Source organism: Chryseobacterium formosense (assembly GCF_900116415.1).
Lineage (GTDB): Bacteria > Bacteroidota > Bacteroidia > Flavobacteriales > Weeksellaceae > Chryseobacterium > Chryseobacterium formosense.
Genome location: NZ_FPAP01000008.1, coordinates 36,857 through 52,241 on the forward strand (window position 1 = coordinate 36,857; position 15,385 = coordinate 52,241).

At 34.2% G+C, this 15,385-nt stretch carries 13 protein-coding genes; 4 read left to right on the plus strand and 9 right to left on the minus strand.

The genetic code is table 11. From position 1 onward, the window contains the following. Window positions 1–3: 3 nt before the first annotated feature. On the plus strand, window positions 4–528 hold the full coding sequence (locus tag BM371_RS19735; protein ID WP_034679725.1) for a hypothetical protein: 525 nt from the start codon (window positions 4–6) through the stop codon (window positions 526–528). On the opposite strand, the gene BM371_RS19740 is transcribed toward BM371_RS19735, so the two are convergent. Next, the gene (locus BM371_RS19740) at window positions 525–1,541 is read right to left on the minus strand and encodes a L,D-transpeptidase (RefSeq protein ID WP_228376820.1); all 1,017 of its coding nucleotides are present in this window, start codon (window positions 1,539–1,541) and stop codon (window positions 525–527) included. The genes BM371_RS19735 and BM371_RS19740 overlap by 4 nt on opposite strands. A gap of 201 nt (window positions 1,542–1,742) precedes the next feature. Between BM371_RS19740 and BM371_RS19745 the strand changes: the two genes are divergently transcribed. Beyond that, complete coding sequence (locus BM371_RS19745; protein ID WP_034679727.1) at window positions 1,743–2,126, plus strand: hypothetical protein; 384 nt, start codon at window positions 1,743–1,745, stop codon at window positions 2,124–2,126. Window positions 2,127–2,181: 55 nt separating this feature from the next. Here the strand turns inward: BM371_RS19745 and BM371_RS19750 are convergent, their stop codons facing one another. The 8 genes from BM371_RS19750 to BM371_RS19785 all read right to left on the minus strand — a co-directional run bounded on the left by BM371_RS19750 (window position 2,182) and on the right by BM371_RS19785 (window position 12,462). Beyond that, the gene (locus BM371_RS19750) at window positions 2,182–3,021 is read right to left on the minus strand and encodes an XAC2610-related protein (protein ID WP_051883082.1); all 840 of its coding nucleotides are present in this window, start codon (window positions 3,019–3,021) and stop codon (window positions 2,182–2,184) included. Next, window positions 3,008–3,430 (minus strand): hypothetical protein, encoded by a 423-nt coding sequence (locus BM371_RS19755; protein ID WP_034679729.1) that lies wholly within the window; start codon window positions 3,428–3,430, stop codon window positions 3,008–3,010. Before BM371_RS19755 ends, BM371_RS19750 begins: the two co-directional genes overlap by 14 nt. Window positions 3,431–3,562: 132 nt before the next feature. Then, window positions 3,563–5,098 carry a RagB/SusD family nutrient uptake outer membrane protein gene (locus BM371_RS19760; RefSeq protein ID WP_034679731.1) on the minus strand — a complete coding sequence of 512 codons (1,536 nt, stop codon included), beginning with the start codon at window positions 5,096–5,098 and terminating at the stop codon, window positions 3,563–3,565. Window positions 5,099–5,108: 10 nt separating this feature from the next. Further along, the gene (locus BM371_RS19765; protein WP_051883084.1) at window positions 5,109–8,012 is read right to left on the minus strand and encodes a SusC/RagA family TonB-linked outer membrane protein; all 2,904 of its coding nucleotides are present in this window, start codon (window positions 8,010–8,012) and stop codon (window positions 5,109–5,111) included. 1,427 nt (window positions 8,013–9,439) lie between these two features. Further along, window positions 9,440–10,090 carry an Nmad2 family putative nucleotide modification protein gene (locus tag BM371_RS19770; RefSeq protein WP_034679734.1) on the minus strand — a complete coding sequence of 217 codons (651 nt, stop codon included), beginning with the start codon at window positions 10,088–10,090 and terminating at the stop codon, window positions 9,440–9,442. Between the two features lie 8 nt (window positions 10,091–10,098). Continuing rightward, the gene (locus tag BM371_RS19775; RefSeq protein WP_034679737.1) at window positions 10,099–10,593 is read right to left on the minus strand and encodes a TIR domain-containing protein; all 495 of its coding nucleotides are present in this window, start codon (window positions 10,591–10,593) and stop codon (window positions 10,099–10,101) included. Beyond that, window positions 10,557–11,567 carry a nucleotide kinase domain-containing protein gene (locus BM371_RS19780; RefSeq protein ID WP_051883086.1) on the minus strand — a complete coding sequence of 337 codons (1,011 nt, stop codon included), beginning with the start codon at window positions 11,565–11,567 and terminating at the stop codon, window positions 10,557–10,559. The genes BM371_RS19775 and BM371_RS19780 overlap by 37 nt, the downstream gene beginning before the upstream one ends. After that, the gene (locus BM371_RS19785; RefSeq protein ID WP_051883088.1) at window positions 11,518–12,462 is read right to left on the minus strand and encodes a nucleoside triphosphate pyrophosphohydrolase family protein; all 945 of its coding nucleotides are present in this window, start codon (window positions 12,460–12,462) and stop codon (window positions 11,518–11,520) included. Before BM371_RS19785 ends, BM371_RS19780 begins: the two co-directional genes overlap by 50 nt. 214 nt (window positions 12,463–12,676) lie before the next feature. Between BM371_RS19785 and BM371_RS19790 the strand changes: the two genes are divergently transcribed. Beyond that, window positions 12,677–13,630: a lipase family protein gene (locus BM371_RS19790; RefSeq protein ID WP_034679739.1), complete on the plus strand. Its 954-nt coding sequence runs from the start codon at window positions 12,677–12,679 to the stop codon at window positions 13,628–13,630. A gap of 2 nt (window positions 13,631–13,632) precedes the next feature. Next, window positions 13,633–15,345: a serine protease gene (locus tag BM371_RS19795; protein WP_034679743.1), complete on the plus strand. Its 1,713-nt coding sequence runs from the start codon at window positions 13,633–13,635 to the stop codon at window positions 15,343–15,345. Window positions 15,346–15,385 lie beyond the last annotated feature (40 nt).

A 15,385-nucleotide genomic window follows, 5' to 3' on the forward strand; every position in this document is an offset into this window, starting at 1 on the left:
AATATGGAAACCAAAGAAACCACTTTAGATAAAATAAGAAACAGACCGAGATTTAAAATGTACACCCATCTCAGCAAAGAATCTTATGCGGAAAACCTGAAAAATTATCTGGCAGAACACAAAGACGAATTTACAGGAAATGTAAATAAAGAAGTGGCGACAATTTCTGTATTGACCAAAGATGATAACTATTGGAAGCCGTGTTTAGCACTTCGAACAGAGCTTGATGAAGAAATTACCGTCATCCGGGGAGTTTTCGGACCAAGTTCGGCAGTATGGACTTTTTTTATGTTTCTCTATTTCCTTTTTACCATTATGTGGATGACTTTTTTTACGATGTATTATGTAGAAAATCAAATTAATAGCAATGAATATCCATGGGCTTTGAACGCTTCTTTTCTGATGCTTATTTTTATTGCTACAACTTACGCCGCTGCGAGATTCGGGCAAAGTAAAGCAAAAGACGAAATGAAAAAACTCCGCAGGTTTGCGGAGGAATCTACTTTAAAATTTGAAAAAACTATTTAATTTTCTAAAACTTCAGTTTCCTGAACAGCCGCTGCTTCTGAAGCTTTTGCTGTCTTGATCGAATCGGCAACTTTTTCACGATTAGTCTGCTCAAAAATCATTTTCTCAACATTGGGCTGAATCATTTTCGTCATTTCTTCCACAGAAATATTGTTAGCATTAGGATCATTTAGAAGGTTTCTCCAGGGTTTTCTTTTTCCCCAAGGATAATCACCAAAAACCATCACCGGAGTTCCTTTTGCCTTCGTTGTTGCTCCACCCGGATTCAAAATCCAGGTATCGGCGTAATTGTATAGCCAGATTGCATCCTTCATCAATAATCTTAAACACGAATGTGATGCAGGGTAACCTGGTAAATCATACTGATGCCACCCGATTCCGTGGGTGTTGTGAATATTAAAATTATATGGAAGTTTCCATTCGCTTTTGACGGTGGAAATTGCCAGTTTCTTTTTCCAATTCGCAAACATTAATCCTCGATCAGTCTGAGCCGATTTTTTACCCATACTTGTCGGCCCCCATTTTACCAATGCCCCGTTCGAATACACGGCATAAGCCTGAATCGGATACGAAAATATCACAAATTTCTTCACATCACTCAAAATATCAAGCTGTAATGGGAAAGGTGAGTATGCCATTAAAGTCGTATCTATTTTTGCAGGTACAACCAAGGTATCAGAATTCCATTTGCTTTTTGAATCTAAACGGTTTAATGCCAAAATTGCATATCGCTCTCTTTCATTATATTTTTTACTGAAAACTGCATATAGCGAATCTCTCAGCTTTTTATCTTTCGGAATGGCAAAAGCATTGTAGAAGCCATTTTCCTGCATCATTGGCGGTGCAGATTCTTCGACCGGTTTTGCTTTGATAGAATCCGGATCAGAAGTATTTTTTGCAATTTCTTCTGAAGATGGAGTTTGCGGATCACTGCTTGCGACCTCATCCTTTTTACAGGAAGTAAGAAACAATGCGAAAAATAATGTGTAAATGATTGATCTTTTCAAAGTCATGTTTTTCATAAAGTACAATGGTTCATTTGAGTTTGATAAGACTTACAAATATCAGACCTAAATTCTCATGGTTACGTTTTTTTAATTCTATATGTCTTGATTAAATCTACATAAAATATCTTTTATTTCAGCAAAGAAATTATATATTTGCAATAATTCATTAAATATTGAATTAATTTAAATCAAAACATTTACTATATAATGAAAAAGACAACAGTTTACTCTGCTACAGCGGTTTTTGCATTAACTTTAATCCTATCGTCATTCCAGATTTCAAAAGGAAGACATTTATACAGAAATCAGTGGCCAATTCCTGCACAGAAAAACCTTCAGATCAAAAATTCATCAAAAGAAAATTTAAATGTGGTTTTATATAACACCTCCAAAACTGATGATCTGAAGTATGTAACTAATAAGAACCAAACAAAAGTTCTTCCGAAAAACGATTCTGTTGTAACAAAAATCGATTTTAAAAACGAACTTTATGTAGTAAACAGTTCGTCAAAAGAAAGCAATTTTAAAATAAAAATCATAAACAACAGTGGTAAAATTAAAACTGCCATTACCGATAAAATCATGAAATAACGTTTTCAAACGAAAACTGAGAACAGCATTACTTTCGAAAGACGGTAATGCTTTTTTATTCTGCTTCTCCAGACCGAAGCCAAACCAAATTTCCGTTTTTGTACTGATAAACATCTTTCCACCATCTTGCACCACCTCTGCATGCACTGGAAATCTCTTTTTTAACTTTATCTAATTTAAGATCACAAAAACAAGAACATTTTGCTTTACTGAAATCCGGTTCTTTCAGCTTTTTAAATTTTTTTGTCACAGGATCAAAAATAAAAACGGTAAAGGTTCTGTAAACTCCCATTCCTGCATCGGGAATTGAGAAAGAAATATCATCATAGCCATCAAAATTATAATCATCAATGATTGCATGGCGGGAAAAATTAGGACTGTCGATATCCGGTAATTCTGTTTTAAATTGATCGTTTTCAAAATATTTTATTGTCAATAAATTATTATAAAAGGTATTATACGAGATCATTGCATGATGTAAGAAAAAGCGGTTTACCCCGTCATATTCTTCGCTTTTATCTTCATGAAATTTGAGTTTAAAAGCCTTGCTGTCGCTTTTCCTGATATATTTTACATCAAAAACATCCCGAAGTCCTTCTGTTAGATAATAGGTTCCGTTCACTTTTCCGTCTACAATTTCATCCCAAACATAAGAAGTGAAATCCGGCTGACCGTATTCCCGTTGACTGTCATCAATTTTGTAGCTCTTTATTTTTAAAGGAATAATCCCTTTCCGGCCTTTATACTGTACAAAAGCTCCTTTTCCTTTGGTTCCGTAATAAATTTCCAGACTGAATGGTTTTTTCTCACCAACCGATTTTAAAGTAAATGGCTGCGCTTTGATATGAAAGGCAAAAAATAAGACAACAATAAAAAGAGCTTTATACATTTTCATCACTTTTAAATTTTTTATTAAACTGATAATAGTAAAATCCCCAAAGAGAAAACCAGGGAAGAGATGAAATCACTGAAAGAATTATGTTTTCTTTATCGAAACCGCCTTCTGAAAAGGCAATAAAAAAGGCGATGCAAAACAAGATCGGCAACAAAAACCAGTACAAAAATTTTGAGGCAGATTTCTGAAAAGTTTTTCTACAGCTCAATAAAGCAGAAAAAGAAAACAGGCTCAGAAATAAAAGCCATATAATAATTAATCCGTAAGCCAGACCACTCATATCGCACATATGACGATATTGTTCTTCAGGTCTTTTTATAGCATCCAAATATAAATACAGTAAGAGTATAGAAATGACTGATGAAAACAACCACGCTTTAAAAATGGAAATAAGAATAAATTTTCTCATCTGTGCAAAATTATTATCCTTTAAAATTAAAAAAATATCGCGAATTTTTACACCAAGGTGGGAAAAAACAAAAAACCTTCCGTTTCCGGAAGATTTCTTGACTAAAATATAATTTTAAAATAACTGTACGTTCTAAGGATTCTGTTCGTATCCCCCCAACTGAATTTGTGAAAGAGGAATCTGATACAGATAATCGTTCGTTGTGATGGTATAATTGTAATTCAGGTCGGCTGCAGCCTGATTGATTACACTTACTGCGATATTCCAACGTACCAGATCGTGCCAGTAAACGCCTTCTCCTGCAAATTCCACTCTTCTTTCTTTACGAAGAGCTGTTGTAAAATCGGATGCCGAAATTGATGTTGAAAGCGGAGTAAGACCAGCTCTCTGGCGAATTTTGTTCACATACGGAACTGCAGCACTTGTACTTCCCTGCGTATTTAAAACCTCTGCATACATCAAAAGAACATCTTCATATCTGATGATCGGAAAATTAATTGGCCAGTCGTATCTGTTGGTAATCACTTTTCCCGGCTCTCTGAACTTGATAAAATAATTAGCATTATCCGGCTGTCCGTTAGCGGCTATAAATTGGGTTTTAACTGTAACAGCTTTTCTAAGATCTCCCGGTTCATATGCATTAATGAGTGATTGCGAAACACCCAATTCACTTGCACTGTATAAACTGCTCTGAGCATTGTACAACGGATCTGCCGTACCAAAATTCGGAGAAACATAGCTCGGAAGATAAGAGCCTTGTGACAAACCGCCGCTGATATGCTGTATTTCAAAAATATGGTACTTGTTATCGTTTGCACTTTTAAATAAATCAGCATAAGTAGGTGCAAAAGTTACAAACTGACCTTCACCCTGAATTACCGTAAACAAATGATCTTTAGCTTTGGCAACGTAAGAACTGTTATTTAAAGGATAACCCGATCCTGTAAGATAAATTCTTCCCAACATCGCATGAGCAGCAGATTTTGTCACACGGCCTTTATTTGCGTTGTCATAAATATCTTTGAGACCACCTACCGAAGCTTCAATTTCTGAAGTCACGAAATCATAAAGCGTTGCCAGATCTGTTCTCTGGATCTGCGCAGCCTCTTCCGGGCTCACCGGTTTTGTAACCAAAGGAACTTTACCGAAACTGCGCATCAGTTCAAAATAGGCATAAGCACGTAGAAAACGGGTTTCTGAGCGATATTGTTCTTTAGTTGCAGTATTGGCAAAAGGAACTTCATCAATTCTGGATAAGATTTTATTTGCATACGTAATCATCTGATACGCATCTTCCCAAAGTACCTGCATTTCTTCGGTAGAGGAAGTATCCTGAAAACGGTTGATTGCATAATAATCTCTGTTACCGTTTTGTAAAATTGCATTGTAATTATTGGAACGGACTTCTGATGCCAGTAAATAAAAATTAACATCAAAACCGCCTCTTGACGACGCATTGATCATTGCAGAATATACCCCGGAAACCGCCTGCTGAATCTGAAGTTCAGTTGTATAGAAAGAAGTTTGGGTAATATTGTTTTCAGGTTCCAGCATCAGATCATCTTCGCAGCTTACTGTACCTAAAGTTAATGCTCCAAAGATTAACATTTTACCAATGTTTTTCATATTAAATTGTAATCGGTATTTATTTATTTTAGTTGTTTTCATTTTTAAAAATTTAGAAATTAAAGTTTAAACCCATCATATATACTTTCGCATTAGGATATGCTCCGTAATCGGTACCGTCTGACTGCACAGATTCAGGGTTGTAACCTCCGTAATAATGATCTTTTCGCCATACATTTTCTAAACTTACATAGAGTCTCAGGTTTGATATTTTCAGTTTTTCAACCAATTCCTGTGGGAAGTTGTAACCCAACGTCACATTTTTCAGCTGAATGTAAGTGGCATCATACAACCATCTTGTATCTAAAAGGCTTCCTGTAGTTCCGTCCAATCTTGGGGTTTTTCCGTCTCCCGGATTTTCATCGGAACGCCAACGGTTTGCCCAGTTGCCCATCACATTGTTTGTAGTTCCCATACTGGTGCGATCGATTGCACGACCTAATAAAGCATAGCTATAGCCTCCTTTTTGTCCCTGGAAGAATAATGAAAGATCAAATCCTTTAAAAGAAAATGTATTGGTGAATCCCCAATAATAATCAGGAGTCGGACTACCAATGATATGACGGTCATTTTCGTCAATTTTACCATCTCCGTTAAAATCTCTGTACTTCACATCTCCGGCAATTGCACCGTTGGTTTTTGCAACAGCTGAATTATTGATGTCTGCTGTAGACAATACTCCTATTGCTTCATAAAGGTAAAAAGAGTTCAGCTCTTCACCTACCTGGATAATGTTGGTAAGGTCGCTAAAGCCTGTAGGAATTGGTTTGTTATTACTTCCCAACTGCAGTACTTTATTGCTGTTGAATGAGATATTTGCAGAAGTATTCCACTTGAATGCTCCTGTTAAGTTTTTTGTATTTAATTCTAATTCCAGACCTTTATTCTGAACAGAGCCTACGTTTCTCCACATCGTTGTATAGCCTGTTGTTGCAAGTATCGGTTCCTGCAGAAGAAGATCTTTGGTTTTTTTAATATAATAATCTGCCGTTAAATTAATTCTGTTGAATAATCCCAGTTCAAGACCAAAATCTGATGATTGTGTTTTTTCCCAGGTTAGATCAGGATTTTCAATCGTATTAGGTATTAAACCGTTTGATAAATTTCCTCCAAAAGAGTAATTTCCTCCTGCCAATGTTCCGAAAGCACGGTAATCTCCAATGGAATTGTTTCCGTTTTCTCCCCAACTGTATCTCAATTTTAGGTTGCTCAGCCAGCTTATATCTTTCAAAAATTCTTCTTCATCGATCTTCCAGGCTCCACCAAATGCGGCGAAAGTTCCCCAAAGATTATTCCAGCCAAATCTTGAAGATCCATCTCTACGAACACTTGCTGATAACATATATTTCTTTTTGTAGTCGTAGTTCACACGACCAAACATTGAAACCAACATCCATTCTGAAGCGGTATATTCTGAATTTAACACCGATGCAGACTGCGTAAAGTTGAATGTTTTAAGATCATCATTCGCAAAGCCTTTGTTACGGTTGTACTGTGATGTTGTTCTGTAATTTTCTGCACTGTAACCCGCAAGAGCAGCAATGCTGTGATTTCCGAAGGTCTTTTTATAGTTTAATAAAGCTTCTCCTAAATATCTGTTGTAATTTATTGTTCTTCGGCTCGCAATACTTACCTGTCCCGGAATATTTGTTACCAAATTAAATGTTGGGATATAACCTGTATTGGTATTGAAATTATTCGTTGCTCCTCCTGAGATTTTAAAATTTAAATCCGGAGTAATGTCGTAAGACATATATAAGCTGGATAATAAACGAAATTCATCCGTATCATTTGTTGTATTTTCTAAAATACCTATCGGGCTTTGTGTAGAACCCGCCCATCTGTATTGAAGGTTTTTCCAGAAGTTGGTGTAAAGTCCTGCAGATAATTCTGCTACAGGAACCATTGAAAGCATTTTGTGCGCTGCATTATCTTTTCCGTCTACTGCAGCTCCGTAGCTTTGGGAATAACTTGGTCGTAAGGTAACTCCGGCCTTCCATTTATCTGAAATATTAACATCGATGGCTGCACTTAGATTAAATCTGTTGAAACCTGTATTCAAAGCCAATCCTTCCTGATCAAAATAAGCTGCCGAAATAGCATATTTCATATTTTTATTTCCGCCTCTTACTGCTAATTGATAGTTCTGAATGGCTGCCGGACGATAAAACTCATCCTGCCAATCGATATATGCCACCTGATTGGTTCCCCATCTAGGATCAATCATATAGGTGATATTGGCTAAATTATAATCGTAGGTATTTGCTAAGTTGAAATAACTTGCTCTTTTTTCATAGCTGTCGGATGCAGAATTCCCCGGAGCTAAAGCTTCCCATCTTTTATTGATGGCTTCTGTCGCATAATCAATCCACTCTGCACTGTTCATTATATCGAGCTTTTTTTCGATGGTCTGAACACCATAATACTGAGAGAATGAGAATGACGGTTTTCCTGAAGCTCCTTTTTTAGTAGTCACAATAACAACTCCATTTGAACCTCTCGATCCGTACATTGCTGTAGATGCGGCATCTTTTAATACTTCAATCGATTGCACATCATCAGGAGAAACATTTGCCATATCATCGGCAACCATCCCGTCGATTACATAAAGAGGTGAATTACTTGCCGATATTGAAGCTGAACCACGAACTCTGATCTCTAAAGGTTCACCGGGTTTTCCTGTCGTAGAACGGGTTTTTACCCCTGCAATCTGTCCGGTTAGAGCCTGATCAACTCTGGCAATCGGGCGGTCTTTGAAACTTTCGGCATTTACCCTTCCTACAGATCCGGTAACTTCTCCTTTTTTCTGAGTTCCGTAAGCAATAATGACTACTTCCTCAATATCTTTAGTCTTTTTCGTTGTATCCTTAGCCACACCGTTCGTCTGGTTTTCCTGTGCGAATACTAAGTTAACAGTACCGATTAAAAGACCGAGCGTAATTATCGTCTTTTTCATGTATACGTTGTGATTGGTTTAAAAATTTTTTACTTGTTTTATATGTTCCATTAAAGAATCGGATCAAAAATTAGAAAAGAATGACAACAATCATCCTTTTTAATTTTCATAAAAGTATAGTTAATGAGTAGTCTGGCTATCCTGTGGTTACCTGCCAATGTTTCCTTATGAATAAATATTTGTTAAATTAATTATAACAAACTCTCAAAATTCTAACATCAGTGAATAAAAAATATGTAGAAACAATAGAATATCAAATTAGAATATTTATGAATTTAAACAGCAATATACTGATGACTCTTAATACCGTTATGCTATATAAATGAAAACAGAATCTTCGGGAAGATTCTGTTTTTCTATTAATAAAACGTAAATGTTGGTGTCTATCTTGATTTTATATTCATTTAATAGTATTTTCATTAATTGTAGAGAACAGGGCTCATTCCCTAGATAATATGAACCCTGATGTTCTACATGAAAACTGAATGATGAAAATTATTATGTAATGATTTGGTGTTTCATTTATTTATGGCAAATATATTATCACAAAATTTTATTGGCAAGTACATGTCGGAATCATTTATAAATAATGACGTAAAAATTTGTAAAAATTGCAATAAAATAAAATTTCAAACAATTCATTTTCAAACAATTAAATAAATACTAAATATTTTACTAATCATCCTACAAACGAAGCACGCAAAAATTATAAAATCATAAAAAATTCTGATTGTACCTTTGAAAAACAATTTTAAACGTAAAAAAAATTTGGTTTAATAAGAAGATTAATAATCAATACGGATCAGAAATCCAAAGGATCAAATACAAAACTTAGGAAGAAAATAAAAATGTATTTGCAAAAAAAATCCTGTTTCTTAATGAAACAGGATTGCGATCCGGACGGGACTTGTTCTTTTAAAAAAAACTCCCTATCCATAAGCTTTATGCCGAACTCTCGTTTTTAGGTCACTGAATAGGTCACTATTCTAAACAAGATTGAGACTGTTTGTTTTTTCTGGTGCAAATATAAGTCTTTTTTTAGTTTTTCCAAAAAAAAGACAATTTTTAATAGCTAAATTTCACTAAAACTCACACAGTCAAAGACAAAATTACTCTTCCTATTTTTTATTTCTAAAAAATAAACATCTCTATATTAACAATCACCATGATATATTTAGGCAATTATATATTTGAATTTATCAAATAAACATAATATTACTTAGTCTATAAACTCGTTTATTTATCAACAAATATCAAAATTATTTTTATTATACAAAATTACAATTTGACACATTCGAGTATATTGTTACCTTAATTAGAATTCCATATCTGAAACATAGCCAAAAAAATAAAAACCATAAGAAATTCACATTTTTATTGGAGGTATTCTTTAGATTAAAAAATTAAGGATTGCAAATCCGAATAGACTATAACAAAACTTTATTTGTTTCTACTGTATAATGCGCACTGCTTTGCTCAAAATTAAAAGGATCAGCCATAACCAAATTCAGATTATTGAAGTATTCACTTTCTATCCATAAAATAAGGGGATTTGCATCGGAAATGTTATATTTTTTATGTCCAACACCATTCTTATAATTCAGGGAATTTAATATTGGATGTGGTAGCAACGGTGCAGCACTTCCAAAATAATAAAAATGTTTAGATAACAAAACATTGGATGACTTAGTATCTCTATCACGATTATATTCATTCAAACTACCATCGGAATGGCTATGGTGTGAAAACGCTTGAGACCATATTCCCGTTACCTTGTCACGATGATAAATGTTATCTCCAACTACCATTCTTTTGCTACCATTTCTAACGGGTTTTTTATCTTTATAAATAGGATTCTCCCAATATTCATTAAAAGTAATTTTCGATGTTACTTTCATTGCAAAAACACATTTTCCAGTGGAATTCAAGTTTCTTCCTCCCATTCCAATAACCCAGTCACCGATTGAAGCAGAATTTCTGATGCGCGGTTTACAAGTTGCCAGTGAACAAATACCATGAAATGGGTTCGGTGCAAAACCAAAATCACGATCAACAACATATAGAAAAACTTTAGCCATAATTTAATTTAACAGTTAGTTGCAGTTGTAGAATTAGTAGCCGGACGATTAGCTCCACCCGGATTTTGAAACGAATTACTCCCATCAATAGCTGATATTATACTATCTGTATTCCAGGCCACAATTGCTGAACCATACTTTTCTAAACTTGGAGGTATATCTGCTTCTGTGCCACCTCTAACGTAGACACCAACTATTCGTTTACCTTGTTCATTTGCCTTATCAATTTCCCAATTCACCCACGGTCTAGAATGTGTATTTTTACCAATCAAAACAACAACGGTGCTTGACCAGGAAATTTTCATTCTGAGCACACGACGGATTGCCTCTTCGCTTACACGTTTCTGCTCCATTCTTATTTGATTATCTTTATTTAATCGAATGGAGCTATTACGGACATCATAACCTTTTGAACTCAAAAGCTTTGTTAATTTACTTATTTCCGCATCATCTTTTGAATGATGACTTATGAAAAGATGTCTTCTGTTTGATTGTGTTGCCATTTTAAATCTATTTTTTCATTTATGTTCCATTTTGGTGGGAAGAATAATTTGTATTGTGGTTTAGCCATAGAAAATTTTTGTTTTATTCGTTTACGATCAGTTACTCCTATTACTTCAGGATTAGTCACTCTCAAATATTTATCTACTTCACAAAAAAGATTTTGGCAGTCTATCAATTGTAATTCTCTACCCCATAAATTTGGATGTTCTATTTGTAAACGGTCAAATTCTTCACTCTGATTTTCAGCCATCATTTTTATAACATCCTCAAATGAGTAGTCACCGAGTGAGCTAAAACATTTTTTAATACCATTTTTGGCACCTGGGCCTGCTACTACAAAATCCATTTCAGAAAAATTTATCAGAGTGCTATAATTCAAATCTATTGTGTACTGGAATGCAAGAAAATTTCCAATTGATGGATATCTTAACAACAATTCGTAAACTTGGCTTAAACTGTTACAACCCATTACTTTTTGAAATAGATTATCATCAATCATTTTTTGAATAAGTGCCAAATGATTAGTGTGCTTAAGTGTATGTCCAAACGCACTTCCTGCGGAAGGCATAATATATGCAGCTGAATATATAGCTGTTTTTCTTTGTAATTCTTCTTTTAAGATTAAGTCATAATCTTTAAATTTGAAGGAGTTTATATCAATTGATCCAATTTTTTCTTCCAAACATTGGTATGTCTCAATTTTGTTGAAAATTTTGAATAAAATTGTTTTAAAAAAAATTTCTTGATAATCTCCACCATCATATTGTAATCCTATAAGATATTGGCTTACCCGATCCGATGCCCGGAATACATTTGTAAATCTGTGGTTACAAATAACATTATCAGAAGTCCACGGACCTCTTGGGTTATTTAAACGATTAATAAAAACTTCAAATCGCTTTGCTGCGAAAATCCAATATTTATCATAAACAATTGACTTTTTTGGTTTGTTCAGGGCAGTATAGTGTATCATTCTTTGTCTTTTTTTCTAAGAATTCTAATTTACGTTCTTTTGGGGATACGCAAATTCTCCCACCTTTATTTTCTACAATTTGATGAAATACTTTATAAGACTGTATAATAGCTTGTTCCCATTGATAAGAACTGACAGAAGAAACTTCAAGATTGACGACCAGTTGTTTAATCGTGTTTAAAAGTTCGGTATCGATCCTATCGCTTTCTTTCAACATTTTATTTTTTGTTGCATAATTGTAAACGATTAGCGTTATTGCTTCTTCTGCAACTTGTGGTCGACCTCTATCTTGTGCATCTAAAACTAGTGGATGCCTTTTTCTCTTAAGCTTCATTAAGTGTCGCATTACCGGAGACCAACCTAAGAACGCAATATGTCCTAGATGAAAAATGTCGTGAAAACGATAATCATTCGGAACACTGGAATTATCAGTTAACGGGTCTCCAAGCTGAACAAAATTTCCATCACTTTTCTCCCAAATCATTTTCACTTCCAAAATGCCATTCTCATTTATATTTTCAATAAATTCTACAACAAATTCATCAGGGAACTGTTCGATATATTTTTCATCAAAACGAGGAATGCTTTTTAAATCTATTATATCAAAACGATCTTTAACTTTGTCTAGATTTCGTACAGCTATTTCCTCAAGTTCTATATTGTGATGTGAAGCTATTGCAGATATATACCACAAAACATCTCCTAATTCATCAGTAAGTTTATCCCTATAACTGTCAAACCCTTTTCCATCTCTAATTAATTTTTTCAATGTGGTTAGTACAGATCCTGCTTCTCCGGCAAGCCCCAAAAAACCCAAGAAAAAGTTTTCCTGATCTTTAGAATTATAAGATTGTAATGTGGAACTAGCTGTTTTTTGATATTCATTCAGTGTCATAAGTTAAAGTTAAGAATTAATTTCTATACAACTTTACTAGTATGGGAAATAAACCCAAATATATCTACCAGTTCGAAATTGCAAAATATATTCAAATAGAAATATATAGCACATCTAACTAAAAAAAATTAAATTACCAACGATACTTTAATGTTGTGAATATTATAAGATATATTTATATTTATTTTTACTAAAACTAATACTTTAAGGTATCATGAAAACTAAAAAGAAAATCCATATAACTTTCATTCATGGAATTGCTAATAAACCAACAGCAGAAAAACTGCTTCTAGAGTGGAAAAATGCATTAGCATCAGATTTTAAGGGTAATGGTGATGACATAGATTTAGATACGATAGGTATTACTACCGCTATGATTTATTGGGCAGATGTATTATACGATACTCCCCTCCAAAAACTAGTTTCTAAAGCACTTGAGGCTATGGAACAAGGGGGCTATGAAGATGAAACTATATTAAGTGATTTAAAAGACAATTGGAGAGATGAATTGAGTGAAGATGAGAAAAAATTTGTTGAAAGTATTGCGGTAAAAACTTTAGCTGATGTTCCCGATCCAACTCTCGATGAATTGTCTAAAATTTCTAATAAAATGGAACGATTTCCTATACCATGGGTTTTGAAAAAAACCTTGATGGCTTATTTCCTTCGAGACGTTCATCATTATCTTTTTAATAAAGAATTTAGTCCTAGAAATGGCATTACTTATCAAGTACGGGATGAAATTCGTGATAGGGTAATAAAAATGTTACAAGAAGTTAAAGCAGATAAGCACATTGTAATAAGTCATAGCATGGGAACTGTGATTATTTATGATTGCCTTAAGAGAGTGAACGAATGCTCTTATATTGACGACTTGATTACTATTGGTAGTCCACTTGGTTTGGATGAAATTCAGGATAAGCTGTCACCAGAATGGACCCGATTCGATGGTTTTCCTAACAAAGTTAAAGGGTCATGGATAAATGTATACGATGGAATGGATCCTGTAGCAATGATGGATGGTAATATTGATAATGATTATAAAAAAAATGGAGAAAAAGTAATTAAGGTTATTAAAGAGAATAATTGGGGATCTTGGAGACATGATATTTCCAAGTATCTGCAAATGCCACTTCTTCGTTCTGCTCTTCAAAAATTATTTGATTAATTATGGAAACCACATCTAAAAAGTATCTTGATCAAATTCGCAAAGAATTAAACGAGTTTGATTGGGCTGCAGCAACTATTACTTGTACCAATCTTATTGAAGAGATTTTTTCAACTGAGATTACTTACGAAATTGATGATTTTTTTCAAATAATGAAGCAATTGCGAAGAAAACGTAGGTTTGCATTGATGGTTCGACTAGGAGATGCATTAAGTATTACTTCAAGAACAAACTTTTCCATAAGAAATCTATATGCACAATCACTAATCGAACAAGGTTATTTTACCTCTGGAATTTCTGTATTAGAAAAATTAGAATTGGAAATGAACAGTAATGGAAAAAATTCAACACAAGAATACTTTGAAACACAAGGCATTTTGGGCAGGGCATATAAGCAACTTTTTATAAGAACAGGATATAGTAAATCTGAAACAGCGGTAAAGTTTTTAGAGAAAAGTATTGAATATTATATCCAAGTTTATAAGAATGATAGTAAAATTCATACATGGCATGGAATAAATGCGGTTGCACTTTTAGCAATGGCAGAGAGGCACAAAATATTATCCATTAGTTCTCTTGGAGATTATGAAGTATTGGCAAAGGAAATACTTTCAAATATAGAAGAAAAAGAAAATAAAAGCACTGCTGATGCTTGGCATTTTGCTACAGCTTCCGAATGCTGTCTAGCATTAAAAGATTATGATGAAGCATTAAAATGGCTTGCGGGTTATTCTTCTCAGGAAGATTGTGATGCATTTGAGCTAGCAAGTACATTAAGACAATTTGAAGAAGTTTGGGAATTGAGTATGGATGAAAAATCAGGACAGATACTTATGCCCCTTTTAAGAGCAGAATTGCTTAGGAGAAGTGGTGGAGAATTTGAAATGGATCCGGAAGACATTCGTAAAGAATTATCTTTAGCAAAGAAAGTGACTAGCCAATATGAAAATTTGGTTGAGGAAGATACTGGATACTCCCATTCAAAGTCAAAGTTAGAAAAGGTATTTGGGGAGGACTCCTTTAGAACCTACAAATGGTATATGCAGGGAGCGGCAAGATGTCTTGCCGTAGCAAGAATTGGTCTTGATAGCAGCCGTGGAGAAGGAACGGGTTTTTTGGTGAAGGGAAATAGCCTACATGAATCATTGGGTGAAGAACTGTTTCTTCTTACCAACTCACATGTTATTAGTGATGATCCTTTAGAAAAAGCTCTGAGCCCCAAAGAAGCAATTGTTATTTTTGAAGTATTAAATCCTAACTTAGAGTTTAAGCTTAGTGAAATTGTATGGTCTTCGCCTAGTACAGAGCTAGATGCCTCCCTAGTTCGTTTTTCGGTACAGGATAATCAAAAACTTGTAGAACTTACTAAAAATATTGAGTGGTATCCTCTTACAGATACACTTCCATTAGGTGAAGACCAGAAAGTATACATCATTGGTCATCCTAGAGGCGGAACGCTACAGCTTTCTTTTCAAGATAATCATTTATTAGACCATCAAGATCCATTGATTCATTATCGCACTCCTACTGATAACGGAAGTTCCGGAAGTCCCATATTTAATAGAACTTGGATGCTTTTAGGATTACACCATGCCGGAAGCGATGAAATGCAATGTTTAAATGGTAAAGAAGGAAATTATTCAGCTAATGAAGGTATTTACATTCAAGCAATTATCGCTGCATTATCGAAAAAATTAGATCCGAAAACTGATTAGCTTTTAGGAAAAATCACAACTTCCAATTAAGAACATCATC